The organism is Asticcacaulis currens, from assembly GCF_028550395.1.
Taxonomy (GTDB): Bacteria; Pseudomonadota; Alphaproteobacteria; order Caulobacterales; family Caulobacteraceae; genus Asticcacaulis; species Asticcacaulis currens.
The window spans coordinates 23,449-48,734 of the sequence record NZ_JAQQKW010000014.1 but is presented as its reverse complement, the minus strand read 5'-3'; the positions used below and the strand labels follow the sequence as shown (position 1 = coordinate 48,734).

Genomic DNA, 25,286 nt, shown 5'->3' with positions numbered 1-25,286 from the left:
AGACACCTTGCGATGCTGCGCCCTTAAATCGTGCATAGGTCGGGAAATCAAGCCGATGGCCGATTTCCCTTTTAAGCCTTAACCTTGATTCATCATCGAGGCGACTTCGGCGGCGAAGTCATCGACCTTCTTTTCCACGCCTTCGCCGAGGGCGAGACGGGTGAAGCCGGTGACGGTGACGTCGGTGCCCAGCGCCTTGGCCGTGTCGGCAATCAGTTGCTTCACGGTCTGATCCGGGTTCATGACGAAGGGCTGCTCAAGCAGCACGACTTCGCGCTGGAACTTCGAGATCTGGCCGTCCACGATCTTGGCGATCATGGCTTCCGGCTTGCCTTCTTCGCGCGCCTTTTCGGTCAGAACGGTGCGCTCACGCTCCACGGCGGCCGGGTCGAGATCGTCAGACGACAGCGACAGCGGCTGGGTGGCGGCGATGTGCATGGCGATCTTGCGGCCCATATCGTTCAGGGCTTCGGCGTCACCCGCCGACTCAACGGCCACCAGAACGGCGATGCGGCCCAGGTTCGGGGCGATCGCGTTGTGGATGTAGGACGACACCACGCCTTGCGAAACGCTGTGCTTGGCCATACGACGGGCCACCATGTTTTCACCGATATTGGCGATCAGGTTGGTGATTTCGTCATTGATAGCCGCCTGCACACCTTCGACGTCAGCCGCAGCCAGACCGGCCTGAGCCGCATTGCGGGCCAGGTTCTGGAACAGCTCGTTGCGCGACACGAAGTCGGTTTCGGCGTTGACTTCGACGGCCACAGCGGTGGTACCCGAAGAGGCCACGGCGACCAGACCTTCGGCGGCGACGCGGTCGGCCTTCTTGGCAGCCTTCGACAGGCCCTTGGTACGCAGCCAGTCCATCGAGGCTTCAACGTTGCCGTCGTTTTCCGACAGAGCCTTCTTGCAGTCCATCATGCCGGCGCCGGACTTTTCGCGCAGTTCCTTAACGAGAGCGGCGGTGATCTCAGCCATGGAATTCCTCCATAAAAATTTGCAGTGCGCACCCCAAAAGACAAGGTGAGTCTTTCAGAATCAGTGGCGCGACCAACTAAAAGCTATCCCTCAGCGGCTCCATAGCCTGAGGGTATGACAAATGCGTAACAGCAAATGCGCTGAACGGAGCCTGATGTGCTTAGGCTCCGTTCAGGTTTCCTAAGCAGATCAGGCTTCGCCGGTCTCTTCGGCGATGAGCGCGGGCTCGATCGGGGCTTCCGAAGCGCCGAGGTCGATACCCGAAGCCGACTGACCCGCGGCGAGACCGTCGAGCACGGCGTCCGCGATCAGGTCGCAATACAGTTGCAGGGCGCGCGCGGCGTCGTCGTTACCCGGAACCGGGAAGGTGATGCCGTCCGGGTCGGAGTTCGAGTCGAGGATGCCGATCACCGGGATGTTCAGCTTGCGGGCTTCCTGAATGGCGATCGCTTCCTTATTGGTGTCGATCACGAACATCAGGTCGGGGATACCGCCCATGTCCTTGATGCCGCCCAGCGACAGCTCCAGCTTGTCACGCTCGCGCGTCAGGGTCAGCAGTTCCTTCTTGGAACGGCCAACCGGGTTTTCCATGACCTGTTCCAGTTCACGCAGACGCGCGATCGAACCCGAAATGGTGCGCCAGTTGGTCAGCGTGCCGCCGAGCCAGCGGTGGTTGACGTAATACTGAGCCGAACGCTTGGCCGCGACGGCGACCGGACCGGCGGCCTGACGCTTGGTGCCGACGAACAGGACGCGACCGCCGTTGGCGGCGACTTCGCGCACCTTCAGCAGGGCCTGATGCAGCAGCGGCAGGGTTTGCGACAGGTCGATGATGTGGATGTTGGAACGCGAACCGAAGAGGTAACGCTCCATCTTCGGGTTCCAGCGGTGGGTCTGGTGACCAAAGTGCGCACCGGCTTCGAGCAGGGCGCGCATAGACAGTTCAGGCATAGCCATGAGTAGATTTCCTTTTCATTCCGATAGACCTCCGCGGACGAAAAAAGCCTCGGCAAGCCGAAACCTCGGAACGGTCGGATGACATCTGTTTCTTTGAAAACCACAGGAAATCAAAGGTGCAGACAGCATCCCCCCGCGTGTCCGCGTGTGAGATGGTGCGCAACTAGGCACAATCGACAAAAAAATCAAGTGATTTTGAGGAAAATTGCGCCCGAAGAAGTGCTGACGGCGGTCAGGCCGTTTTCGCCTCTCCTATACGTCTTCACAATATAGGACGCCATTCATCGCTTTCAAGGCCCCGCGCAGGCTGGCGTCCAGACGATAGCGGTGAGGCATTTTCAATTCGACCTCGTTCCCGTCGATCTCGCTGAGAAGGGTGATTTCCCCGCCCTGCCCGCGCGCGGCATCCAGTTGCATTTTAAAAGCATCCACATCGAAACCACGGGGAGAGACGGTCAGGCGCAGGCCCATATCATCGGTCTTCAGAGCCCCGGCCATAGGTTCGGCGGATTCACCGAACATACGCACCTCGCCGTCCGAGCCCTTACAGCGCACCTTGAGCAGGATCGACTGACCGGGTTCCAGATGCTCACGGTATTTACGCAGGGCTTCAGGCTGGAACATCACTTCGTATTCGCCGCTTGGGTCAGAGAGGTTGACGAAGGCGAACTTTTCCCCGGTGCGGGCCGAGGCGCGCTCCTGCCGACGACGCACCACCCCGGCCATCCGGAAGGCTTCGCGGCCTTCCTGAGCCAGCGCCAGCGCTTCGGCGTACAGGGTCACATTACGACGCTTGAACACATCGACCATGTCCTGCAACGGGTGGCCGGACAGATAGAAGCCGACGGCGGACAGTTCTTCGTCCAGCGCATCCGGCCCGGAGGCCTTGGGAATATTGGGCAAGCGCGGGCGCGACGAATCATTGGTGCCGAACAGGCTGACCTGCGCCGAGGCGCGCTCGGCGGCCATGCTCTGAGCGTGGGCGATCAGCAGATCGGCGCTCTGGATGATCTGCGCGCGGTTGGGGTGGATCGAGTCAAAGGCCCCGGCCCGCGCCAGATTTTCGATGGCCCGCTTATTGACCGCCTTGGGGTCGATGCGTTCGAGGAAGTCGAAAATGTCCTTGAACGGTCCCCCCGCTTCGCGCACCGCCACCACGCTGTGCATGGCTTCGAGACCGACGTTGCGGATGGCCCCAAGCGCGTACAGCACTTCGCCATTTTCCACGTCGAAATCAGCCTTGGAGCGGTTGATATCGGGCGGGCGAATAGTCACCCCGAACTGCCGCGCGTCCTGATAAAATACCGCCAGCTTGTCGGTATTGGTGATATCGAGGCTCATGTTGGCGGCGAAGAATTCGACCGGATGATTGGCCTTCAGCCAGCCCGTCTGGTACGAAATAAAGGCATAGGCGGCGGCGTGTGATTTGTTGAAGCCATAGCCGGCAAACTTGTTCACCAGTTCAAAGATCGAGTCCGACTGCTTTTCGGGAACCCCCTTCTCCTTGGCGCCGGAAATAAACCTTGCTTTTTGCAAGTCCATTTCCTCTTTCTTCTTTTTACCCATGGCCCGGCGCAGCAGGTCGGCTTCGCCGAGGCTGTAGCCTGACAGGATCTGGGCGATCTGCATCACCTGTTCCTGATAGATGATGACGCCGTAGGTTTCCCGCAGAACCGGCTCCAGAGAGGGATGGAGCATGTCGATTTCGGCACGCCCGAACTTCCGATCGACATAGGTGTCGATATTGTCCATCGGGCCCGGACGATAGAGCGAAATCAGTGCGGTGATTTCCTCGATAGACCCGCAGCGCATCTTGCGCAGGGTGTCGCGCATCCCCTGACTTTCGAGCTGGAACACGCCGATCGACTGACCCGACGCCAGCAGCTCATAGGTGGTCTTGTCATCCAGCGGCAGGGTGGAGAAATCGACCTCAAGCCCGCGCTTTTTCAGATAGTGCCAGGCGCGGTTCAGCGTGGTCAGGGTCTTCAGACCCAGAAAGTCGAACTTGACCAGACCGGCGCTTTCGACCCATTTCATATTGAACTGCGTCGCCGGAATGTCGGAGCGCGGATCGCGATACAGCGGCACCAGCTCGGTCAGCGGGCGGTCGCCGATCACGATACCCGCGGCGTGGGTCGAGGCGTTGCGGTACAGGCCTTCGAGTTTCAGCGCCGTATCCAGAAGCTTGGCAACGGACTCTTCCTCGTCGCGGGCTTCGCGCAGGCGGGGTTCGATTTCGACAGCCTGAGCCAGGGTGGTCGGGTTGGCCGGGTTGTTCGGCACCATCTTACACAGACGGTCCACCTGCCCCAGCGGCAACTGCATCACCCGTCCGGTATCACGCAGCACGGCGCGCGCCTGAAGCGTACCGAAGGTGATGATCTGTGCCACCCGCTCGCGGCCGTATTTTTCCTGAACGTAGGTGATGACCTCTTCGCGGCGTTCCTGACAGAAGTCGATATCGAAGTCGGGCATGGAGACCCGCTCCGGATTTAGGAAGCGTTCGAACAGCAGACCAAAACGCAGCGGATCAAGGTCGGTGATGGTCAGTGCCCACGCGACCAGCGAACCGGCCCCCGACCCCCGGCCTGGCCCGACGGGGATATCGTGCGCCTTGGCCCATTTGATGAAGTCCGAAACGATCAGGAAGTAACCGGGGAAGCCCATCTTCTGGATGACGCCCACCTCCCGGTCGAGACGCGCCCAGTATTCCTCTTCAGGGAAGGCCGGCTCGACCTGTTGCAGACGCATTCTCAGGCCTTCACGCGCCTGAAAGGCCAGTTCTTCGTCTTCCGAGCGCCCGGCACCGGTATCGAAGCGCGGCAAAATCGGATCGCGCTTGCTAACCAGAAAAGCGCAGCGGCGCGCGATTTCCAGCGTATTGTCACAGGCTTCGGGCAGGTCCGAAAACACCTCGCGCATCAGCAGCGGCGGCTTCAGCCAGTGATCCTTGGTCACCTTGCGCCGGTCGGCCACGCCCATAAAGGTGCTGTCGGAAATACACAGCAGGGCCTCGTGCGCCTTGAACATGTCACGGTCAGCGAAATAGGCGTCATTGGTGGCTACCAGTGGCACGTCATGCGCATAGGCGAATTGCACCAGACCGCTTTCCGCCGAATCTCCGCGGATACCACCGTGCGGCGACCCGTCGTGCCGCTGAAGCTCGATATAGAATCGGTCCCCGAAGGCCGCGTGCATGTCCTTTAGCGCGGCATTGGCTTCGTCCGGCTGGTTTTGCTTGAACAGCGGGTTGATCGGACCGTCGGGACCACCCGACAGCAGGATCAGGCCCTCGGCGCGTTTAACCACCTCTTCCCACAGGACGTGCGGTTCGTCCGTCGCCTCAATATCGAGATAGGCTTTGGACGACAGTTCGGTGAGGTTGAGATAGCCCCGCTCGTTCTGAACGATCAGGACAATGGTCGGTATCTTGGCCCATCGGTCGCTGAGGGCACCGCCTATACCCTTGACCGGCAGGGCGCAGGCGATGATGGGCTGCACGCCCGTATCCTTGCACACCTGAGAAAATTCGAGCGCACCAAACAGGTTGCCGCGGTCGCAGATGGCTATGGCCGGCATCTTCGCCTTGGCCGCCAGCTTGCCCATATCATAGGCCTTGATCGCACCTTCCAGAAGGGAATAGGCCGATCGTACCCGCAGATGGACAAAACCGTCGCTCATCTCAAAAGCCTCTCCGTGCGGTTCACAGGGCGGCTACTGTCGGACGATTCACCCGATCAGCATAGCCGCCTGACAGACAAGCGCCACAAAAGCGGCAACGGCGGCGAAAGACAATACGTTATGGATGGCCAGCATAGTTTGTCCCCTGAAAGAACAGATGATCAATTCATGCTTTGTTCTATATTCTTATTTTGTTCCGCGTCAACACCCTTTTATCAACAGCGTGAACAAATCATGTATATCGTTGATTTAAAACGATATAATTTTACAGGTTTCCCGGAACGGTTTCCACCAGACGGCCGTCTTTGAGGCTGACCACGCGATCCATATGCCCGGCCAGTTCCAGATTGTGGGTGGCAATCAAGGCCGCGACCCCCTGCGCCTTGACGATCGTCCTCAGGGCGTCGAACACCTGTTGAGAGGTCTGGGGATCGAGATTGCCCGTCGGCTCATCGGCCAGCAGCAGGCGCGGACCATTAACCAGGGCGCGCGCAATAGCCACGCGCTGTTGTTCACCGCCTGACAGTTGCGCCGGCTGGTGATCAAGGCGTTCGCCGAGCCCCAGTTGCTCCAGAAGCCCCCTCGCCCGCGTTTCCGCCTGTTTGAGCGGCAGACCCAGCACACGCTGCGGCAGAGCGACATTGCCCAAGGCCGTAAATTCCGGCAGCAGGTGATGGAACTGATAGACAAAGCCGATCTTGTGCAGTCGTGCGCGGGTCCGGGCGGCCTCGCTGGCGCGCGTAAAGTCTTCGCCGTCGATGGTCAGTTGCGCCTCTTCGGACGATTCCAGCAAACCGATACAATGCAACAGCGACGACTTACCGGAACCGGAGGGCCCGATCAGCCCGACGACCTCACCGGCGCGCAAATCGAGATCGACGCCCTTGAGCACGTCCAGCGTGCGACCATCGGCGATGGGATAGGCGCGCACCAGGCCGCGCAGGGACAGCACCACATCACTCATAAGCCCATTATTCATATCTCAGGGCCTCCACGGGTTCGAGCCTAGACGCCCACAGGGCCGGGAACAGGGTGGCCACGCAGGTAGCGATCATCGAAAAGCCCACGATGATCAGCACTTCGGTCGGCTCGACCTTCGCCGGTATATAGGCGAGGTAATAGACCTCTTCATTAAAGACCTTCACGTGGAAGATGGCTTCGACGATCTGCTGGATCGGCCGAATAAAGATGCAAAAGAGCGTGCCGATAGCGACGCCCAGCACCGTGCCGGTGGCTCCGATAATGGCCCCCGACAGGAAGAATATCTTGGTAATCGAGGTGCGATCCGCGCCCAGGGTGCGCATGATAGCGATATCACGCGTCTTGTTCTTCACCAGCATGACGATGCCGGAAATGATGTTCATGGCGGCAATCAGCACGATCAGCATCAGGATCAGGCGCATCACGTTGCGTTCGACCTGAAGCGCGTTCCACAAAGGCGCATTGCGCTGCGCCCAGTCGAGCAGGACGGCCTTGTCCCCGACAGCCTTACGGAAGGCCGGGTAGTAGTCCTTGATATTGTAAGGGTCTTTGACCTTGATTTCGACGGCATCCCACTCCCCTTCCCGATCGAAAAAGAGTTGTGCCTGCTGTAATGGCATGAAGACAAACGCCGCATCCAGTTCCGACACACCGCTTTTGAAGATACCGCCCACCACATAGGGCTTGCGGCGCGGCATGGCCCCAAAGGCCGTGCTGCCCGACGGCGACAGGAGGGTCAGTTCGTCGCCGACACGCACATTCATCTGGCTGGCCAGACCTTCGCCGATCAGGACCAGATCGCCGCCATATTCGCCTTCGCCAAATCCATCCAGCGAGCCAGACTTGATATTGTCGCGGATAATCGGCGTGTTCTTCACCGTCGCGACGTCGATGCCGCGCATATAGGCCAGACCGGCCTGCGAAAACGGCCCCTGAGCCAGACCGGGCGATTCCACGTAGGGCGAGGCTTCGATAACGCCCGGAATGGCGCGCAGGCGCTTGAGCATAGCGTCGCGGCCTTCCCAGTCAGTCAGCGGCTCACCGGCCACAAACTCGTGACCGTTAAAGGCCAGCACGCGCGACATCAGCTCGTCGCGAAAACCGTTCATCACCGACATGACGATGATCAGCACACCCACGGCCAGCGTGATGCCGATAAAGCTGATGATGGCGATGAGGGCGATGCCGCCGTCCTTGCGTTTGGTGCGCAGATACCTGAGCGCCAGATCGGTTTCCCACGCGGAGAAAGAAAACAGTGACAACAGCCCCTTCATCATTTTGCCTTGGTCAGTTGTTCAAGGACGGCGTCGAAGGCCGCCGTGTGACGTTCGCCCGTGGCGCGGTGCTTGATTTCGACCTGACCTTCGGCAATGCCCTTGGGCCCGATGATCAGTTGCCACGGAATACCGATCAGGTCCATCGAGGCGAACTTGGCACCCGGACGGTCGTCCGTATCGTGATAGAGCACGTCACGCCCGGCGGCGGTCAGCGCCTTATAGGCCTTGTCGCAGGCCGCATCGCAGGCTTCGTCGCCAACGCGCAGATTGATCAGGGCCACATCGAAGGGCGCGACACTTTCGGGCCAGATGATGCCCGCTTCGTCGTGGCTGGCTTCGATTATGCCGCCGATCAGGCGCGACACGCCGACGCCGTAAGAGCCCATGTGCACATTGACCTGCGAACCGTCGGGACCGGAGACCTTGGCCCCCATAGGCGCGGAATATTTCTCACCGAAATAGAAGATGTGGCCGACTTCGATGCCGCGCGCCGACAACTGCTTGTCCGCCGGAACGGCATTAAAGGCCGCCTCGTCGTGCATTTCTTCGGTGGCGGCATAGAGCGACGTGCGCTGATCAACCAGCCCTTGCAGATCGTCCCAGTCCACATCGGCACCGGGCGCCGGCATATCGACCAGATCCTTGTGGCAGAAGACGGCGCTTTCGCCGGTTTCGGCGAGGATGATGAATTCGTGGCTGAGGTCGCCGCCGATCGGGCCGGTATCCGCGCGCATCGGCACCGCCTTCAGGCCCAGACGGCTGAAGGTGTTGAGATAGGCGATGAACATGCGGTTATAGGCCTTGCGCGCCGAGACCTCGTCGATGTCGAACGAATAGGCGTCCTTCATCAGGAACTCACGGCCGCGCATGACGCCGAAGCGCGGGCGCTGCTCGTCGCGGAACTTCCACTGGATGTGGTAGAGGTTCATCGGCAAATCCTTGTAGGACTTGACCGTGCCACGGAAGATTTCCGTGATCATTTCCTCATTGGTCGGGCCATAGAGCATCTCGCGCTCATGACGGTCCTTGATGCGCAGCATTTCCTGACCGTAGTCGTCATAGCGACCCGACTCGCGCCACAGATCGGCCAGTTGCAGGGTCGGCATCAGAAGCTCGACCGCACCGGCGCGCTGCATTTCCTCATGCACGATCTTTTCGATCTTGCGCAGCACCCGCAGACCCAGCGGCAGCCAGGCATAGATACCGGCGGCCTCCTGACGGATCATGCCGGTGCGCAGCATGAGACGGTGCGAGACGATCTGGGCTTCGGAAGGATTTTCCTTAAGCAACGGAAGCAAATAGCGCGACAGGCGCATGGGCAGGGAACCTTGGGATTGCAGCAAACTGGCCCTGTACTAGCCAGCTTCGCCGTCATTGATCAATGCTAAAAAGGCGGAAATAGGACGGGCCTATCTGGCCGCTGGGATTTCCGGCAGCGGAATGAGGTGATAGTTGACGATCACCAGAACGATAAGCCACACCACCACGGCCACCGCCGTATTGATCAGCAGCTTCTTTTTGAGGTTGTGGAAGACCGGCGCACCGGGATCACCGCCGTCCCTGGTTTTAATACCCGCTTCGTGATGGCTGATATTGCCGAACGGCAGGACGGCGAACAGAGTCACCCACCAGATCATCAGAAGAATGGCAATGCTGGTCAGAGGTCCCATTATGACGCCTTGTCCTTATCCGTCACATCAGGGGAAGATTGGTCCTTTTTGCGGAACATCGTCAAGCCGCCAAACACCACAAACAGGATGATAAAGGTCACCCACGGAAAGCCGCCTTTATGTTCAGAGGTTTCAGCCTTTTCTGCTACCGGCGCCACCGAAGCGGTGGGGGATGCCGGGGCGGTCTGGGCGGAAACCGGCGCAACCGTGATGGCCAGAGCGAGCCAAACCGCTCTCATCTCAGAGCAGTCCGGCGGTTTCGTCGAGGCCCAGCACGAGGTTGAGATTCTGCACCGCCGCGCCCGACGCTCCCTTGCCCAGATTGTCGAACACCGCGACCAGGTTGGCCGTGTCACCGTCTTCCTGACCGAAGACGTGGATCAGCAATTGGTTGGTGTCGCGTAAGGCATCGCCATTGACCGAGGTGGCCGCCGCTGTTTCTTCGGGCGAAGCGACGCGCACAAAGGGTTCACCGGCATAGTGGGCGGTGAGGATGTTGTAGATGGTGGTCAGGTCAGGCGCATCCGGCAGGGCCCACAGGTGCAGTGGCACCTCGACGATTAGGCCTTGCGCAAAATTGGCGACGGTCGGCGAGAAAATCGGCGCGGTTTCCAGCCCGGCATAGAGCTGCATTTCCGGCAGGTGCTTGTGCGTCAGGCCGGTGGCATAGATGCGTTCGCGCCCCTGCCCGCTTTCGAACTCCGCGATCATGGCCTTGCCGCCGCCGCTATAGCCGGTCAGCGACGTGGCCACCATCGGGAAGAATGGCGGCAGGACGCCCAGTTCGACCAGAGGCCGCGTCAGGGCAATGAAGCCGGTGGCGTGGCAACCGGGATTGCTGATGCGCTTTGAGGCGCGGATGAGATCGCGCTGATCCTCGGTCATTTCGGGAAAGCCGTAGGTCCAGCCCTCAGCGACGCGGTGCGCCGTCGAAGCGTCAATCACCACCACGTCCGGATTTTCGATCAGGGCTACAGCCTCCTTCGCCGCCTCATCGGGCAGGCAGAGGATGACGGCATCGGCGGCATTGAGCGCTTCGCGACGGGCTTCGGTGTCCTTGCGGCGATCATCGCTCAGGCGGATCAGGTCGATCTCCGGGCGCTTTTCCAGCCGCTCGCGGATTTGCAGACCGGTGGTGCCGGCTTCGCCGTCGATGAAAACCTTATGGGACATGATACGCTCCTTGGTCAGCGGACGAAAGATACCCCACCACCACATCTCGCTTGCTTCGCAAGCTCGTGCGGTCCCCCTCCCCAACACGTTGGGGAGATATGAAGTCAGAGCGTCTTATTGGGAAAACAGCCCTGAAAAAAGCGAAAAACACCCCCAAGACGACCAAACCGCCGCCCCGAGGGTGTTTTTCTCCGTATTCCGGAAGGGGGCACTTGGGGGAAACAAAGTTTCCCCCAAGACCTCCATTAGCGCTTCGAGAACTGGAAGGAACGGCGAGCCTTGGCGCGGCCGTACTTCTTACGCTCGACGACACGCGAGTCGCGCGTCAGGAAGCCCGCGGCCTTCAGCGCCGGGCGCAGGGCGGGCTCGTAATAGGTCAAAGCCTTAGACAGGCCGTGACGGATAGCACCCGCCTGACCCGACAGACCCGAACCGTGGACCGAGACGATGACGTCGAATTGCGACGCGCGGTCGGTCAGGTTCAGCGGCTGAGCGATCATCATGCGCAGAACCGGACGCGCGAAATAGACTTCCTGCGCGCGGTCGTTGATGATCCACTTGCCCGAACCCGGCTTGATCCAGACGCGGGCGACGGCGTTCTTACGCTTGCCGGTGGCATAGGCGCGGCCGTACTTGTCGAGTTGCTGAACGCGCTCGACCGGCGCATTTTCAGGGTTCGACGACAGGGAAGCGAGGGCTTCGAGGCCTTGAGCTTGAACTTCAGACATTCTTAGACGCTCCGGACGTTCTTGCGGCTCAGGGCCTTGAAGTCGATGACTTCCGGCGATTGAGCTTCGTGGGGGTGCTCCGAACCGGCGTAGATACGCAGGTGGGTCATTTGGGCGCGGGCCAGCGGCGATTCCTTGGGCAGCATACGCTCAACCGCCTTGGTCAGGACGCGCTCAGGGTACTTGCCGCTGAGGATCTGACCCATGGTGCGTTGCTTAACGCCGCCGGGGTGACCGGTGTGCCAGTAGAAGATCTTGTCCGTCAGCTTCTTGCCGGTGTAGTGCACCTTGTCGGCATTGATGACGATGACGTAGTCGCCGGAATCGACGTGCGGGGTATAGTCCGGCTTGTGTTTGCCGCGAAGACGCATGGCGATGAAGGAAGCCAGACGGCCAACAACGGCGTCCTGGGCGTCAATCACGATCCACTTCTTCTCGACATTGGCGGGCTTGAGCGCCGCGGTCGCAGAGGTAAGCATGGGAGATTCCTTTGGTGAAATCCGGGGTTTGAAACGGGTGCTTCCCGCCGTGACAGACGCCACCGCCGGAAAAGTCGGGAGCGTATAGACGAGGCAAATAGCCGCGTCAACACTTATTTTTGACAAAAATTGAAACAGGCAATTGTTTTTATTGGTATTTTTGAATTAGGTATTAAATTACCGTATTCAAACGTCATAATTCTGTGCGCCCCTGTCTTTACAGAAGGCGTATCCGATTCCAAACGATACCTTCCCTTCCCGCGCAAAGGTGTTCCCATGTCGCTGTCCCGTCGTACCGTCCTGTCTTCGTCCCTGGCCACCTCTGCGGCCTTTACCGGCATGGCCCTGTGGATCAGCAAGGCCGCCGCGGCCCACCGCCTGACGGAAAATGCGTCTGATACCTATGTCAATCAGATCGAAGGCTATGGCCCGCTGGTGAAGGACCCCAACGGTATCGCCGACCTGCCCGCCGGTTTCACCTATCGCATTTTCTCGCGTCAGGGCGAAACCATGAGCGATGGCCTGATCGTGCCGGGCAAGCACGACGGCATGGCCTGCTTCCCGCACGGCCCGGACACGGTGCTGCTGGTGCGCAACCACGAAATCAAGCATAGCCTCAGCAAGATGGGCCCCTTCGGCGCGCAGAACGAACTGTTTGGCAAGGTCGATGCGGCCAGGGTCTATGACTTCGCGCCCGACGGTCGGCCGCTGCACGGCGGCACCACCACGCTGGTCTATAATATTAAGGAACAGAAACTGGTCAGCCATCACCTGTCGCTGGTCGGCACCTCGACCAACTGCGCCGGTGGCCCGACGCCCTGGGGCTCGTGGCTGACCTGTGAGGAAACCTCGCAAAAGGCCCCCAACGGCGTCGGCAAGGACCATGGCTATGTCTTCGAAGTCCCGGCGCGCGCCGAAGGCCTCGTCAAGGCTGAACCCATCAAGGCCATGGGCCGCTTCGAGCACGAGGCCGTAGCCGTCGATCCCAAGACCGGTATCGTCTATCTGACCGAAGACGCCGGGGACTCGGCCTTCTATCGCTTCATCCCCAAGGTGCCGGGCAAGCTGCGGGAAGGCGGTAGGTTGCAGGCCCTGGTCATCAAGGGCAAGCCGCACGCCCTTACCGACAACAAGAGCGGTATCTTCTGGCAGCAGGGCGACTGGTTTGAAAGCGAATGGGTCGATCTCGACGAGGTCGAAAGCCCCAATAACGATCTGCGCACCCGCGCCCACGCCAAGGGCGCGGCGCAGTTCGCGCGCGAAGAAGGCATTTTCTTCGGCGAGGGCGAGCTTTACTTTACCTGCACCTCCGGCGGTCCCGGCGAAAACGGCCAGATCATGCGCTATGTGCCCAGCCCCCACGAAGGCACACCTCAGGAGGCCCGCGCCCCCGGCCGTATCCAGCTCTTTGCCGAGCCGAACAACGACCTGCTGTTCGACTATGTGGACAATATCGTCGTTTCACCGCGCGGTCAGATCTTCGCCTGCGAAGACCGCTATTCCGACACGCTGAAAAACCATCTGAAGATACTCACCCGTGACGGCAAGGTCACGACCTTCGCCCGCAATACCGAGCCGACCAATTCGGAATGGGCCGGGGTCTGCTTCTCGCCCGACGGCTCGACCATGTTCGTCAACCTGCAAAACCCCGGCTGGACGCTGGCCATCACCGGTCCGTGGGATCGGTTCAGCACGGAAGCGGTCAAGGGGTAAGAAAGACGTGGGGCCTGCGCTCAAACAGCGAAGCGGTAGCGCACTTCAAAGCCCCCACACCCCATCACTGAGTGTTTAAACAGCGAACATCGGCGCGTGTTTGACGTGAAAAAGGGGGGGCTTCGCCCCCAAAATAATCCTTCCCTCACACGCTGTATCTCAGTTTGAGCGCGGATAGGTGTGGGGTGCAGGGGCCTGTGGCCCCTGCGTCTTTCCTTCGGCTTCGCCTCCCCCTCCGTCTTTTTGCCTTTCAGGCAAAAATCCACCTCCCCATGACTGCGGCACAGAGAGGAGGGTCAACTTAAAAATTACGCCGGCGGAAGTCGCGATCGGCGCGGGCGACCTTCCACAGCAGCAGGGTGGCCAGGATCAGCAGCAGGACGGCCCCCAACTGGTGCGTCAGTCCAAAGGCGATATGCACATTGGTCCACAGAGTCGCGACGCCCAGCATGGCCTGACACCAGACCAGCACGCCAAAGGCGGCGGCGATCAGGCGCATGCCGTCATCAAGGCAACGCCGCCACAGCCACAGGACCAGAGCCGTGGCGTAGATAAGCAGGGAGTAGGCGTTGAAGCGGTGCAGGACCTGCACCATGCCCTGATCGTGGACGAAGACGTGCCACAGGCCTTTGGAGTAATCGACAAAGGGCACGATGCGCCCGCCCATCAGCGGCCAGTCATTATAGACCAGCCCGGCATCGTTACCCGCGACCAGCGCGCCCAGCATGGATTGCAGGAAGGTCAGGCCGAACAGACCGGCGACGGCGGCCACCCAGCCACCGGGCGCGCCATGCCCGCGCGATTGGCCGTGCAGGGCTTCATTGGCGGTCCATATGGCAAAAATCATAATGACCAGCGCCAGGCTGAGGTGCGTCATCAGCCGTTCGGGGGCGACGTCGATGCGATTGGCCAGTCCCGAGTGCACCATCCACCAGCCGATCGTCCCCTGCACGCCGATCAGCCCGACAAGTAACGCGCAGCGCCAGATCAGGCGTTGCGGGATGGCCTGCATCAGCAGAAACACGACGAAGGGGATCAGCACGGCGGCACCGATCAGCCGTCCCAGCAGACGATGGCCCCATTCCCACCAGAAGATGAATTTGAACTGCGCCACCGTCATGTTCGCATTGACCTGCTTGAACTGCGGTATCTGCTGGTATTTGGTGAACTCTTCGGCCCACTGGCTGTCATTCAGCGGCGGCACCACACCGTGGATGGGCTTCCATTCGGTGATCGACAGGCCGGATCCGGTCAGGCGCGTGGCGCCACCGACCATGACGATCAGCACGACCATGGCGGCCACGATATAGAGCCAGATGGCCACGGAAGGGGATTTGAGCGGAAGCCTCACCGTTACGCCTCACTGAAAAATAATTGTTGGGTTCCGTCGGGCGGCCCTGTTCAACTGCGGCGAAATAACCTGTAATAGGCTTTGGCCGCGCGCAGTGATTTGCCCACAGGGAGGGGTGAAATTCAAGCGATGCGCGACGGAAAAATGTGAAAGGTTCCACAAATGGGTGTTCAGGACTGGATTCTGGCCGGTATGACGGGGTTCATCGTCGGTTGGATCGCCAACAACCTGACCAAAAGCCGCTACAGCGCCATCATCAATATGTTTGTGGGCATTTTCGGGGCGATCCTGATGACCTTTTTCATCCATATTCTCGATATTTATCCAGATCGCTTTTACACAACCCTGCGGGCGGCGGGCGCCGGTTCGGCCGGTCTTCTGGCGCTGTTTCACCTGACCCGCGCCATCGAGAAGGTCAATGTCAAGAAATGAAACGGGTAAGCCGATGAGCGCAGATGCGACAAAGGGTCTCAGCCTGCCTGTGCGCCGTGTCATCGCCTGTATCGGCATTGTGGTATTTCTGACGGTCTATGTGGTGATCGTTTCCAGCATCGGCCAGAAGCTGCCCGACAATCAGATCGTGCACCTGCTGTATTACGGCCTGTCCGGCATACTCTGGGGGATTCCGGTGCTGCCGATCATAAGCTGGTCCGAGAATTACAAACGCAAGACGCGTTAGATCTGCAGAAAGCTGTCGTCGTCGGAGTCAGGAGGCTTATTACCCACGGCGAAGCCGCTGGCGGCCCACAGGCTCCACAGGGTCAGCACACCGAGCCCCAGCGCACAGATCACCAGACGATCTTCGACCCCCTTCTGCGCGTGCTGAAGCATCCAGACTGAGGCCGCGGTCAGCAGGGCGACACCTCCTATGTGCACCAGTACGTGCAGTATGCCCCGCCTTAAAACCGCCAACAGACCCAGCATCCCGACCACAAAAGCCGCTACGCCAGAGCCCCAGACCACCCACTCAGGTCCGGTCAGCGGCCCGCGCAACGGCACACCGGCGGTGAGCAGCAAAAGCGCGGCAAGACCTGCGAAGACAGCGACGGCGCGGTTCATGGGGCGACCCTATATCTTTTATTAACGATCGTAACATTCAGGTCGGAGTGATTTTGCTCAAACCGGTCATAACCCGCTTTGATATCCATCCAGAAGTCCAACCACGGCGAACCCGCATGGCGTTGAATATTGGGGTCAGTCATGCGGAACGGATAGACGTGCACCTGAAACGCGGTCTGCCCTCCCTTCAAGGCCTCATCAGCTATCAACCAGATTTCCTCAATCCCTTTATCAGTCATGGCATAACAGCCGATTGAGGCACATTTGCCGTGGACCATTAGATAGCTGCCGGTTCTGCGGTTGGCTCGATCAAAGGCATTAGGATATCCGAGGTTGAAAGCCAGATGATATTGGCTATCGGGTTTCATCTGCGCACGTGAGACGCTATAAAAGCCTTCGGGTGACTGCCCATCCCCTTCTTTCTGTTTGGGACCGAGAGCACCGGACCAGCTACAGATACGAAAGGTTTTATAGAGTCGGTATTTGCTCCCCGACTTGACCCAAACCTCCAGTTCATCCGTTTCCTTGAAGATGCGGATGAGTATGGGCTGACCCAGTTGCAGGTCGTTTTGAGTCAAGGACGCCCGGATATGGCTCAGGCGCTCTTTTCGTACCTGTTGAAGGTCTGCCGCGCCCGACTCCCAAGGCTTGACGGCCCAAAGCGAACCGCAAAGAACAACTATGACTGTGACCAGTAATAACCCACGCTTTCCGTTCATGGCATCCCTCCAACTGGTTACAGGATAACGCAAAGTCGCCACGGATGTATCGGTAAATTGAGACAGGGTATTGCGGTCGGGTCAGGCGAGAGGATTGATGCGCCGCGTTTTAACGCGGCTTACCCTTCGGGCGCCTTCGGCGTCCATCGCCCTTTCGGGTCGATGTGGCTACGCTACCCCTTTTGAGCGTCGCGAACCTCTTATCGGTTCGAACCCTGCTCTGAAGATCAATAAAAAAGGGACTGCCCTATAGGCAGTCCCTTTTTTAGTGATGGTCGGGGCGAGAGGATTCGAACCTCCGACCTGCTGCACCCAAAACAGCTGCGCTACCAGGCTGCGCTACACCCCGACACCCTGCCCGCAGGCAAGGCGCGCTTCATGCCACTTCAAAGCCCGTTCCGCAAGCCGTTTTACGCACCACCCACAGGACAAGTCTGCCTATTGCGGCATCGGCCCCTTGCCTTCGAAGAAGCGGTGCGTAATGCGGTCGCCCGGCTTGATCCCCAGAGCATCGGCCTGCCCGCCATTGATTTCCAGAACCGCCGCCGCCGGGCCGAACGAATGCAAAGGTGTTTCGTTCATCGGCATCGTGTTTTTCTGAATGGAGATGACTTCGCCCGACTTGGAAATGTAAATAATATCAAGCGGTATATGCGTATTCTTCATCCAGAAGGCGCGTTCGCGCGCATCCGGAAACAGGAACAGCATCCCCTGCCCCGCCGGCAGATTGTCGCGGTTCATCAGACCGGTTTCTCGCTCCGGCTCATCATCGGCGATTTCCACCTGAAACGCGTGGGTGGCCCCACCTGATAAAACCTGAAGCGCTTCGCGCTCCGGCGGTTTCGGCTGACAGGCGGCCAGAACCACAAACAAGGGAAGCCATTTTACCTTCTTGATCATAGGGTTACCGAAAAACATAGGGTTTACCCGTCGCCTTGTCGATCAGTTCGATCTCAAACAGGGCGGGCCAGTATTTTCCGGTGACCAGCAAATGCTTCGTTTCCGGATTGAAGGCGATACCATTCAGCACGTCGATGCGCTGGGTGATGGCCGGTCCATAGGCCATCAGACCTTTCAGATCGACTATGCCATTGATCTTGCCGTCTTTGGGGTCGATGCGGACGATATAATCGGTCTGCCACACATTGGCATAGACCTGCCCCTCGACATATTCCAGCTCATTGAGCATCTCGATAGGCTCGCCGCGCAGGGTCACCGGCACCTCGCTGACCACCTTGAAGGTCTGCGGGTCCAGAAAGCGCAGCCGGTCGCTGCCGTCGCTGAGGATCAGGTGCGTGCCGTCACCGGTCAGGCCCCAACCCTCCCCCGTGTACGCAAACTCCCCCTTCGGCGCGAAACTGTCGCGGTCCCAGACGAAGGCCTTGCCCTGCGTCCAGGTCAGGCCGATGATGGCGTTACCCCAGGGGGCGACGCCTTCGGCAAAGTAAGGCCGCGCAATCTCGCGTTTGCGTTTGACCTCGCCAGTGGTCAGATCGACCTCGCGCAGCGACGAGGCCCCCGCCATGCCGGTGCTTTCAAACAGACGGCCGTTCTGAATGAACAGGCCTTGTGTAAAGGCCTGCGGGTCGTGCGGATAGACCTTCACGACGCGGTAGGTGTAATGCGCCACCTCAGAAGCGGCAGGGGCCGCAACCGTCGCCGGGGGCGTCGGCGTCTGAGCAAACCCGACGACGGGCGACAGGCCACCGGCCATCAGCATCAGAGAGCATCCAAGGGCTTTGAAAACCGATTTCACCGTTCACACCCACAGAGAAAAACGGAGGCGGGATGTCGCCTCCGTTTGAAATTCGCCGGATTCAATGGCCGTTTCAAGGCCCTTCTTAGAGCCGTCAGACCAGAGCCTTGGGCTGAACCTCGGTGACCACCAGCCCTTTGGGCCCTTCACCGAAACGCACCATCAGGGTGTCGCCCTGCTGAACGTCCTCAAGCCCGAAACGGCGCAGGGTTTCGATGTGGATAAAGATATCGGTCGGGTCGTTGCCGCGCACCACAAAGCCATAGCCCTTGGTACGGTTGAACCACTTGATCGTCGCGGCTTCGAGATCGCCGATTGTCGCCTGAACATTGTGCGTCGAGCGCACAGCCGACGGGTCGCGCGCTTCGCGTAGCGGACCAGTGCCGGTGTCTTCGAGCGACGTAATCTGGATAACCTGCCACCCCTTGGCACGCTTGGCGATCTTGCACTCGATGGCGGCACCTTCGTGCGCCACGTCGCGGCCCAGATCGCGAAGTGCGGATACATGCAGCAGCACGTCACGCATACCGGTCAATTCCGGAGATTGTGGAACGATAAAGCCGTAGCCCTTGCCAGCGTCGAACCACTTAACGCGGCCTGAAATGGCCTTTACGTCTTCCGCCTCGCTGCTCTTTGCGTAATCGTACAAACTCATATTCCTCACCAAGCCCACAGATAATTTTGGTGTGCGAGCACTGTAACATGGATATTTTTAAATGGGCAGCACCTCGTTATCCCCTGCCCCTCTCTTTTTAAAGACGATATGCGAAAATATCGCTTATTGCGAGTAAAAAAGCCGTAATCTTGTCGCATGGGGTAGCGTTTGGCCCATATATGACGTTTTTAACACACACGCGCCTGCGTGGCGTTCACAAATTCGACAAGAAAAATGACGGGAATGGCAGCAGAATGACGGTGGCAGTCCCTAGGGGAGTCGAACCCCTCTTTTCAGGTTGAAAACCTGACGTCCTAACCGATAGACGAAGGGACCGCGTGTCCGTATTCACATGTCCTGACTGGCAGTCCCTAGGGGAGTCGAACCCCTCTTTTCAGGTTGAAAACCTGACGTCCTAACCGATAGACGAAGGGACCGCGTCAAGAGGTGCGCTTGATAGCGTCACGGATTGTCCGTTGCAAGCGCTATTTTCGGCATTCTCACGTCAACTTGTGAATATATGGGCGATATCCTCGATTTCGAACTGCACGCCCTTGCGTCCCATATAGTCGTCCGGTTTAAGCCGCCCCGCCACGTGGATGGCCCCGACCGGATTGAGCAGCGCCGCCCCCACGGCCGTATCCTGCGCCCGCCAGGCAATGGCTTTCAGCCGCTTGCCCCCTTCATCGATCAGGTCGCAGCGCACGTGCCCGCCCTTTAGCGCTGAGGCATAGCCCACCCGCATCCCCGGCAGGACAAACATCGGCTCCGGATTGCCCTGACCGAAGGGCGCCATAATCTCAAAGCGGTCGAGCAAGGCGCGCGTACAGGTTGCCGCGCTGAGCGCTGCATCAATTTCCAGCCGGTCCTTACGGTCGGCTTCCACCGTGGCATGGGCGATGTGGGCGTTCAGGAACGCCCGCAACTCAGGGATCCGCGCGGCGTCGATGCTCAGGCCCGCGGCCATGGCGTGACCGCCCCCCGACAGCAACAATCCGCTTTCAAAGGCCGCCGTCACCGCCTGCCCCAGATTGATGCCGGCCTGAGACCGGCCCGACCCCTTGCCTATCCCCGTAACCGGGTCGATGCCAATGACGATGACCGGCTTGTGCCAGCGTTCACGCAGACGACCCGCTACGATACCGATGACACCCGGATGCCAGTCTTCGTGCGCAACGATAATGACGTGGTCTTCGGCCGCCACCAGCCCCTTTGCATCGGCCATAGCCAGCGCCTGTTCCTGCACGGCGGCTTCAACGTCACGGCGCGTCTTGTTCAGTTCATCCAGTTCCTGCGCCAGCGCCGCCGCCTCATCCGCATCGTCGGTGGACAGAAGCCGCACCCCCAGATCGGCGCGACCGATACGACCGCCGGCATTGATGCGCGGCCCCAGCACAAAGCCGGAATGAAACACCCCGAGCGCTGTTGCCGCATCCTTCGGCTCGCCCCCGGCCACCTGCATCAGGGCGCGGATGCCCGGATTGTTCAGGCGCGACATGACCTTCAGCCCCTGCGAAGCCAGGGCGCGATTGAAGCCGCTGAGTGCCGTCACATCGCAGATGGCCCCGAGCGCCGCCAGATCGAGCCACTGGGTCAGGTCCGGTCTGGGCCGCTCGGCAAACAGCCCGCGCTTTTCGGCTTCGCGGTTAAGCGCCGCCAGCACCACGAAGACTACGCCAGCCGCCGCCAGATTGCCTTGGGCCGAGGTGCAACCGGGCCGATTGGGATTGACCACGGCGCGGCATTTGGGCGGGTCTTCGCGCATGATGTGATGGTCGATCACCACCACCTCAAGCCCGATGCGCGCCGCATAGTCGAGCGCCCTGTGCGCCGATGCCCCGCAATCGACCGTGATGACCAGATCGGCCCCTTCGGCTTTCAGGCGGTCAAAGGCCTTTTCCGACGGGCCATAGCCTTCGAGCATCCGGTCAGGCACATAGACGCTCAGTTCGTGTCCCATATGGCGGAACCAGCGCACGAGTTGCGCCGCCGAGGTGGCGCCGTCCACATCATAGTCGGCAAAGATATAGATCTTCTGCCGGGCCTGAAGCGCATCGAGAATGGCCGCCACCGCCTGCGGCATATCCATGAAGCCATCCGGATCGGGGAACAGCGCTTTCAATGTCGGGCGCAGATAGTCGTCGAGCGACGCCGCCGTGACACCGCGCGCGGCAATGGAACGCGCCACCGGCTCGACAAAGGCCTCTTCCATCAGGTCCTTCAGTGCGATTTGCTGCGTGATCTGACGCAATTCATGCGCGCTGACGCGCTGACTGTCGCGGCGATCCACCCATAACCGGCCCGTCACCGACGTATCGACCCCCAGAAAAGGCGGCCATTCGCTCAGGCTGTAGTGGGCAGTATCATCGGGCATGAGACCTCACGATTGGAGGGGGCGACGCATATACAACTTACGGATAGTCTGAGTCCGCGAAATCATCACCAGACTTTCGGTACTGATAAAAACCTGTCCGTCGGCAGACATTTCCTTCTGCACCCCGTCGAGCAACGCGCCGGGCGTGACGCCCGTGGCGACAAAGACGACATCGGACGAGACCAGTTCGTTCAGACTGTATTTGCGGTCGTAATCGGTCAGGCCCAGACGCTGCGCCCGCTGACGCTCATCATCATTACGGAAGACCAGACGGCCCTGAAACTGACCGCCGACGCATTTCAGCGCCGCCGCTGCGAGCACGCCTTCCGGTGCGCCGCCCAGACCCAGATAGATGTCGATGCCGGTTTCCGGCTGCGCCGTGTGAAAGACGCCGGCAACATCGCCGTCGGTGATCAGATGGACGCGCGCCCCCGCCTTGCGCAGCGAGGCGATAATGCGGTCATGGCGCGGACGATCCAGCACACAGGCCACGATTTCAGACACATCCACGCCCTTGGCGGCGGCCAGGGCCCGCACATTGTCTTCCGGACTAGCGTCCAGATCGACCACACCGTCCGGATAGCCGGGGCCGATGGCGATCTTGTCCATATAGGTGTCGGGTGCGTGCAGCAGGCCGCCGCGCGGCGCAAAGGCGACCACGGTCAGGGCGTTGTTCATGGCCTTGGCCGCCAGAGTCGTCCCTTCCAGCGGGTCAAGCGCGATGTCGATAGCCGGGCCTTTACCCGTACCGACGTTTTCGCCGATAAACAGCATGGGGGCGTCGTCGCGTTCGCCTTCGCCGATAACGATGCGGCCATCCATTTCCAGAGCATTGAGCGCTGAACGCATGGCGTCCACCGCCGCCTGATCCGCCGCCTTTTCATCGCCCTTGCCGATCCAGCCGTGCGCGGCGATAGCGGCATCTTCGGCCACCCGAACAATGTCGAGGCCCAGGTCGAAACCCGTTTGTGACATACGCAATTCCCTGTTTTCTCTATTCTTTATTTCGCCACGGGGGGCGGTTCGGCCCGCGCCCTCAGACGGGCGGCCAGAGTTTCGACGGCGACCTTATCGACACCGGTTTGCACCGGAGCCCCCAGAACGGGGTCGATCCGGGCATTGGCCGCGGCGGCCATGGCGTCCGGGGCCTTCAGTTCCCATGGCAAGGCATCGGCGGTTTTCTGAAGCTGCTCGGCGGTGGCCTTAAGGGCAACGACCTGCTGCCGGATCTGTGCAGGGGTCGGCACGTCCTTCGGCGGCGGCGGAAACTCCGACCACTTTGGGAAGCTGTCGTAGGTGCGCGGTGACGCGGTGTCCTGCGCCGAAGTAGACACAGCGAAAACCCCCATAATCGCACAGGGCAGAAGGAGGGCGTAGATCGCAGACCGCTGGGTCATGATGAGACTCCGCAACCGAAGACGTCCGGGGGTCGAAAAACCGGGCTGATCAAAAGCAAACTTTCGGCGACCTGAACAGCCCTAAAACACGTCATAACGCGATGTTGCACATTATACAGTGAAAATTGTGGCGCAAAGGCTCAGGAAGCGCGTTAGAAAAACACCAAGGACGCGACTCACCGAGGGCCCCCATGACAGAGAAACCGACCGAAAAAACGACCGGGCAAACCGTTTCCAAAGCCAAAACCCGTAAGGCCGCTGCGCCCAAAAAGGTCGTCGCCGCGGAAACCGGGGTCGCGGCCCCTGCCCCTCCGGTGGCCAAAGCGCCGCGCAAGGCCGCCCCAAAGGCGCGCCCCGCGCCCAAGGTTGCGCCACAAGAGGCCCTGCCCCCGCCGAAGCCCGCCGTCGAGGCCCCGGCGGCCTCTGAACCAGCCCCTGAAGGCCCTTTCGACGCCGAGCAGATGAAGGCCATCGAGGACCTGTCGATCAATCTCGCCAAGGCGGCCATCACAGCCCAGACCGCTCTCGCCAGCGCGGTGTTGAAACAGCCGGATTTTAACGGTGCCCCGAACGGCGACCCGTTTCAGGTCGCCCCTGCCATGACCAGCGTCATGACCTCACTGGCTCAGAATCCGGAAAAGGTCATCGAAGCCCAGACCGACCTGATGACCGGCTACATGTCGCTGTGGGCCGAAATGACCCGCCGGTCGCTGGGCGTCGAAAGCGAAGCCGACACCACGCCCAAGGACAAGCGGTTCTCCGATCCGCGCTGGCAGCAAAACCTTGTCTTCGACATGATGCGCAAGTCGTATCTTCTGTCCTCGACCTGGCTCAACAACCTCGTGTCCTCTGTCGACGACGTCGATCCGCTGCATAAGCGCCGGGCCGAGTTTTTCACCAAGCTGGTCACAGACGCCTTTTCGCCTTCTAACTTCCTGATGTCCAACCCGGCGGCTCTCGATACGCTGCTCACCTCCAAGGGCGAAAGCCTGGTCAAGGGGATGCAGAAATTCGCCGACGATCTGGCCCGCGGTGATGGCAAGCTGAAGATTTCTCAGGCCGATTATGCCCATTTCAAGGTCGGCGAAAACGTCGCCACCACGCCGGGCAAGGTGGTGTGGCGCGGGCCCTTGTTCGAACTGCTGCAATATAATCCGACTACGGACGAAGTGCGCGAAACGCCATTGCTCATCTTCCCGCCATGGATCAACAAATACTATATTCTCGATCTGCAATCGAAGAACTCCCTGATTAAGTGGCTGACGGATCAGGGCTTTTCGGTTTTTGTCGTGTCGTGGGTCAATCCGGACGCAGACCTCAAAGACGTCACCTTTGAAGACTATATGTTCGGCGGCATCTACAAGGCCGTATCATTAGTCCGTGAACAGACGGGTTCGCCCAAGGTCAATACCGTCGGCTACTGCATCGGCGGCACGCTGCTGGGCGTCGCTCTGGCCCACATGGCGGCCAAGGGTGACGACAGCGTCTCTTCGGCCACCTTCTTTACCGCCCAGCACGATTTCTCCGAAGCCGGCGACCTGCTCCTGTTCACCAATGAAGCCTGGCTGAAAGAGCTGGAGCGCCAGATGGACGCCGCCGGGGGCGTTCTGCCCGGTGCCGCCATGGCGGATACGTTCAACGCCTTACGCGCCAACGATCTCGTCTGGTCCTTCTTCGTCAATAACTACCTGATGGGTAAGGACCTGACCGCCTTCGACCTTCTGTGCTGGAATGCCGACCAGACGCGCATGCCCAAGGCGTTGCACATGTACTACCTGCGTAAATTCTATCACGAAAACGCCCTGTCTCAGGGCAAGCTCACCATTGCGGGCGTGCCCATCGACCTCAAAAACGTCAAAATCCCCGTCTTTGAGCAGTCTGGCCGCGAAGACCATATCGCCCCGCCGGGCTCGGTGTTCAAATCGGCGCGACTGTTCGGGGGCCCGGTGACCTTCGTCATGGCCGGCTCCGGCCATATCGCCGGCGTCGTCAACCCGCCTGCGGCCCAGAAGTACCAACACTGGATCAACGAGTTGAGCAATGCCAGGGGCTTACCGGAGACTCTTGAGGCCTGGCAAAAGGACGCCGTCGAGCATAAGGGGTCGTGGTGGGACTATTGGGCCCAATGGTTGCACGATAAGTCCGGCCCGATGGTCCCGGCGCGTGACCCGTCCAAGGGTAAGTTCAAACCCGATATGGATGCACCGGGTTCGTATGTTCTGGTAAAATCGTAAGAAGAAGACGCAAGATCGTGGGGCCGCAGGCCCCACACCCCAAAACCGGAAGTCTGATAACGCCGGAGTCTTGGGGGTGCGAACCCGATATGGGGTGCAGG

Annotated in this window: 24 protein-coding genes and 3 tRNA genes; 4 read left to right on the top strand and 23 right to left on the bottom strand. The window is 60.0% G+C overall.

What is annotated here, in order from left to right; translation table 11 throughout:
* Positions 1–78: 78 nt before the first annotated feature.
* From tsf to rplM, 11 genes are all read right to left on the bottom strand, one after another.
* Positions 79–981 (bottom strand): translation elongation factor Ts, encoded by a 903-nt coding sequence (tsf, locus tag PQU94_RS17175; RefSeq protein WP_013480306.1) that lies wholly within the window; start codon positions 979–981, stop codon positions 79–81.
* 189 nt (positions 982–1,170) lie between these two features.
* Positions 1,171–1,938, bottom strand: coding sequence for a 30S ribosomal protein S2 (rpsB, locus tag PQU94_RS17170; RefSeq protein ID WP_013480305.1), 768 nt, complete (start codon positions 1,936–1,938; stop codon positions 1,171–1,173).
* Between the two features lie 252 nt (positions 1,939–2,190).
* Complete coding sequence (gene dnaE, locus PQU94_RS17165) at positions 2,191–5,619, bottom strand: DNA polymerase III subunit alpha (RefSeq protein ID WP_272742647.1); 3,429 nt, start codon at positions 5,617–5,619, stop codon at positions 2,191–2,193.
* A 265-nt stretch (positions 5,620–5,884) separates the two neighbouring features.
* Positions 5,885–6,583: an ABC transporter ATP-binding protein gene (locus PQU94_RS17160; protein WP_272742672.1), complete on the bottom strand. Its 699-nt coding sequence runs from the start codon at positions 6,581–6,583 to the stop codon at positions 5,885–5,887.
* A gap of 7 nt (positions 6,584–6,590) precedes the next feature.
* The gene (locus PQU94_RS17155; RefSeq protein WP_272742671.1) at positions 6,591–7,874 is read right to left on the bottom strand and encodes a lipoprotein-releasing ABC transporter permease subunit; all 1,284 of its coding nucleotides are present in this window, start codon (positions 7,872–7,874) and stop codon (positions 6,591–6,593) included.
* Entirely contained in the window at positions 7,874–9,193 is a 1,320-nt protein-coding gene (proS, locus tag PQU94_RS17150; protein ID WP_272742670.1) for a proline--tRNA ligase, read from the bottom strand. Before proS ends, PQU94_RS17155 begins: the two co-directional genes overlap by 1 nt.
* 93 nt (positions 9,194–9,286) lie before the next feature.
* On the bottom strand, positions 9,287–9,547 hold the full coding sequence (locus PQU94_RS17145; RefSeq protein WP_272742646.1) for a DUF1467 family protein: 261 nt from the start codon (positions 9,545–9,547) through the stop codon (positions 9,287–9,289).
* Positions 9,547–9,786 (bottom strand): hypothetical protein, encoded by a 240-nt coding sequence (locus PQU94_RS17140; protein ID WP_272742645.1) that lies wholly within the window; start codon positions 9,784–9,786, stop codon positions 9,547–9,549. Before PQU94_RS17140 ends, PQU94_RS17145 begins: the two co-directional genes overlap by 1 nt.
* Before the next feature lies 1 nt (position 9,787).
* Positions 9,788–10,720 carry an N-acetyl-gamma-glutamyl-phosphate reductase gene (argC, locus tag PQU94_RS17135; protein WP_272742644.1) on the bottom strand — a complete coding sequence of 311 codons (933 nt, stop codon included), beginning with the start codon at positions 10,718–10,720 and terminating at the stop codon, positions 9,788–9,790.
* A gap of 245 nt (positions 10,721–10,965) precedes the next feature.
* Positions 10,966–11,448 (bottom strand): 30S ribosomal protein S9, encoded by a 483-nt coding sequence (gene rpsI / locus PQU94_RS17130; RefSeq protein ID WP_013480297.1) that lies wholly within the window; start codon positions 11,446–11,448, stop codon positions 10,966–10,968.
* Positions 11,449–11,450: 2 nt separating this feature from the next.
* The gene (rplM, locus tag PQU94_RS17125; protein WP_272742643.1) at positions 11,451–11,927 is read right to left on the bottom strand and encodes a 50S ribosomal protein L13; all 477 of its coding nucleotides are present in this window, start codon (positions 11,925–11,927) and stop codon (positions 11,451–11,453) included.
* 276 nt (positions 11,928–12,203) lie between these two features.
* On the opposite strand from rplM, the gene PQU94_RS17120 reads away from it, so the two are divergent.
* Entirely contained in the window at positions 12,204–13,640 is a 1,437-nt protein-coding gene (locus tag PQU94_RS17120) for an alkaline phosphatase PhoX (protein WP_272742642.1), read from the top strand.
* 301 nt (positions 13,641–13,941) lie between these two features.
* Here PQU94_RS17120 and PQU94_RS17115 read toward each other — a convergent pair whose 3' ends face one another.
* Positions 13,942–14,991 (bottom strand): COX15/CtaA family protein, encoded by a 1,050-nt coding sequence (locus tag PQU94_RS17115; protein WP_272742641.1) that lies wholly within the window; start codon positions 14,989–14,991, stop codon positions 13,942–13,944.
* A gap of 162 nt (positions 14,992–15,153) precedes the next feature.
* Here PQU94_RS17115 and PQU94_RS17110 point away from each other — a divergent pair, with 162 nt between their 5' ends.
* Both PQU94_RS17110 and PQU94_RS17105 read left to right on the top strand, forming a co-directional pair.
* On the top strand, positions 15,154–15,423 hold the full coding sequence (locus PQU94_RS17110) for a transglycosylase (RefSeq protein ID WP_272742640.1): 270 nt from the start codon (positions 15,154–15,156) through the stop codon (positions 15,421–15,423).
* Positions 15,410–15,670 carry a DUF2842 domain-containing protein gene (locus tag PQU94_RS17105; protein ID WP_272742639.1) on the top strand — a complete coding sequence of 87 codons (261 nt, stop codon included), beginning with the start codon at positions 15,410–15,412 and terminating at the stop codon, positions 15,668–15,670. Before PQU94_RS17110 ends, PQU94_RS17105 begins: the two co-directional genes overlap by 14 nt.
* On the opposite strand, the gene PQU94_RS17100 is transcribed toward PQU94_RS17105, so the two are convergent.
* From PQU94_RS17100 to PQU94_RS17050, 11 genes are all read right to left on the bottom strand, one after another.
* The gene (locus PQU94_RS17100) at positions 15,667–16,050 is read right to left on the bottom strand and encodes a hypothetical protein (protein WP_272742638.1); all 384 of its coding nucleotides are present in this window, start codon (positions 16,048–16,050) and stop codon (positions 15,667–15,669) included. The genes PQU94_RS17105 and PQU94_RS17100 overlap by 4 nt on opposite strands.
* A complete protein-coding gene (locus PQU94_RS17095) occupies positions 16,047–16,769 on the bottom strand; it encodes a L,D-transpeptidase family protein (RefSeq protein WP_272742637.1) in 723 nt (240 codons plus the stop codon). Before PQU94_RS17095 ends, PQU94_RS17100 begins: the two co-directional genes overlap by 4 nt.
* Positions 16,770–17,041: 272 nt before the next feature.
* Positions 17,042–17,118, bottom strand: a tRNA-Pro gene (locus PQU94_RS17090).
* A gap of 89 nt (positions 17,119–17,207) precedes the next feature.
* Positions 17,208–17,669 (bottom strand): DUF192 domain-containing protein, encoded by a 462-nt coding sequence (locus PQU94_RS17085; protein ID WP_272742636.1) that lies wholly within the window; start codon positions 17,667–17,669, stop codon positions 17,208–17,210.
* Positions 17,670–17,673: 4 nt separating this feature from the next.
* A complete protein-coding gene (locus PQU94_RS17080; RefSeq protein ID WP_272742635.1) occupies positions 17,674–18,489 on the bottom strand; it encodes a glutaminyl-peptide cyclotransferase in 816 nt (271 codons plus the stop codon).
* Between the two features lie 130 nt (positions 18,490–18,619).
* Entirely contained in the window at positions 18,620–19,180 is a 561-nt protein-coding gene (locus PQU94_RS17075; RefSeq protein WP_272742634.1) for a cold-shock protein, read from the bottom strand.
* A 261-nt stretch (positions 19,181–19,441) separates the two neighbouring features.
* Positions 19,442–19,516, bottom strand: a tRNA-Glu gene (locus tag PQU94_RS17070).
* A gap of 26 nt (positions 19,517–19,542) precedes the next feature.
* Positions 19,543–19,617 (bottom strand) — tRNA-Glu (locus tag PQU94_RS17065).
* A 68-nt stretch (positions 19,618–19,685) separates the two neighbouring features.
* Positions 19,686–21,554 carry a single-stranded-DNA-specific exonuclease RecJ gene (gene recJ / locus PQU94_RS17060; protein ID WP_272742633.1) on the bottom strand — a complete coding sequence of 623 codons (1,869 nt, stop codon included), beginning with the start codon at positions 21,552–21,554 and terminating at the stop codon, positions 19,686–19,688.
* A gap of 6 nt (positions 21,555–21,560) precedes the next feature.
* Entirely contained in the window at positions 21,561–22,529 is a 969-nt protein-coding gene (glpX, locus tag PQU94_RS17055) for a class II fructose-bisphosphatase (protein ID WP_272742632.1), read from the bottom strand.
* A 26-nt stretch (positions 22,530–22,555) separates the two neighbouring features.
* Entirely contained in the window at positions 22,556–22,951 is a 396-nt protein-coding gene (locus PQU94_RS17050; RefSeq protein ID WP_272742631.1) for a hypothetical protein, read from the bottom strand.
* A 191-nt stretch (positions 22,952–23,142) separates the two neighbouring features.
* Here PQU94_RS17050 and phaC point away from each other — a divergent pair, with 191 nt between their 5' ends.
* Positions 23,143–25,185: a class I poly(R)-hydroxyalkanoic acid synthase gene (gene phaC / locus PQU94_RS17045; protein WP_272742630.1), complete on the top strand. Its 2,043-nt coding sequence runs from the start codon at positions 23,143–23,145 to the stop codon at positions 25,183–25,185.
* Positions 25,186–25,286 lie beyond the last annotated feature (101 nt).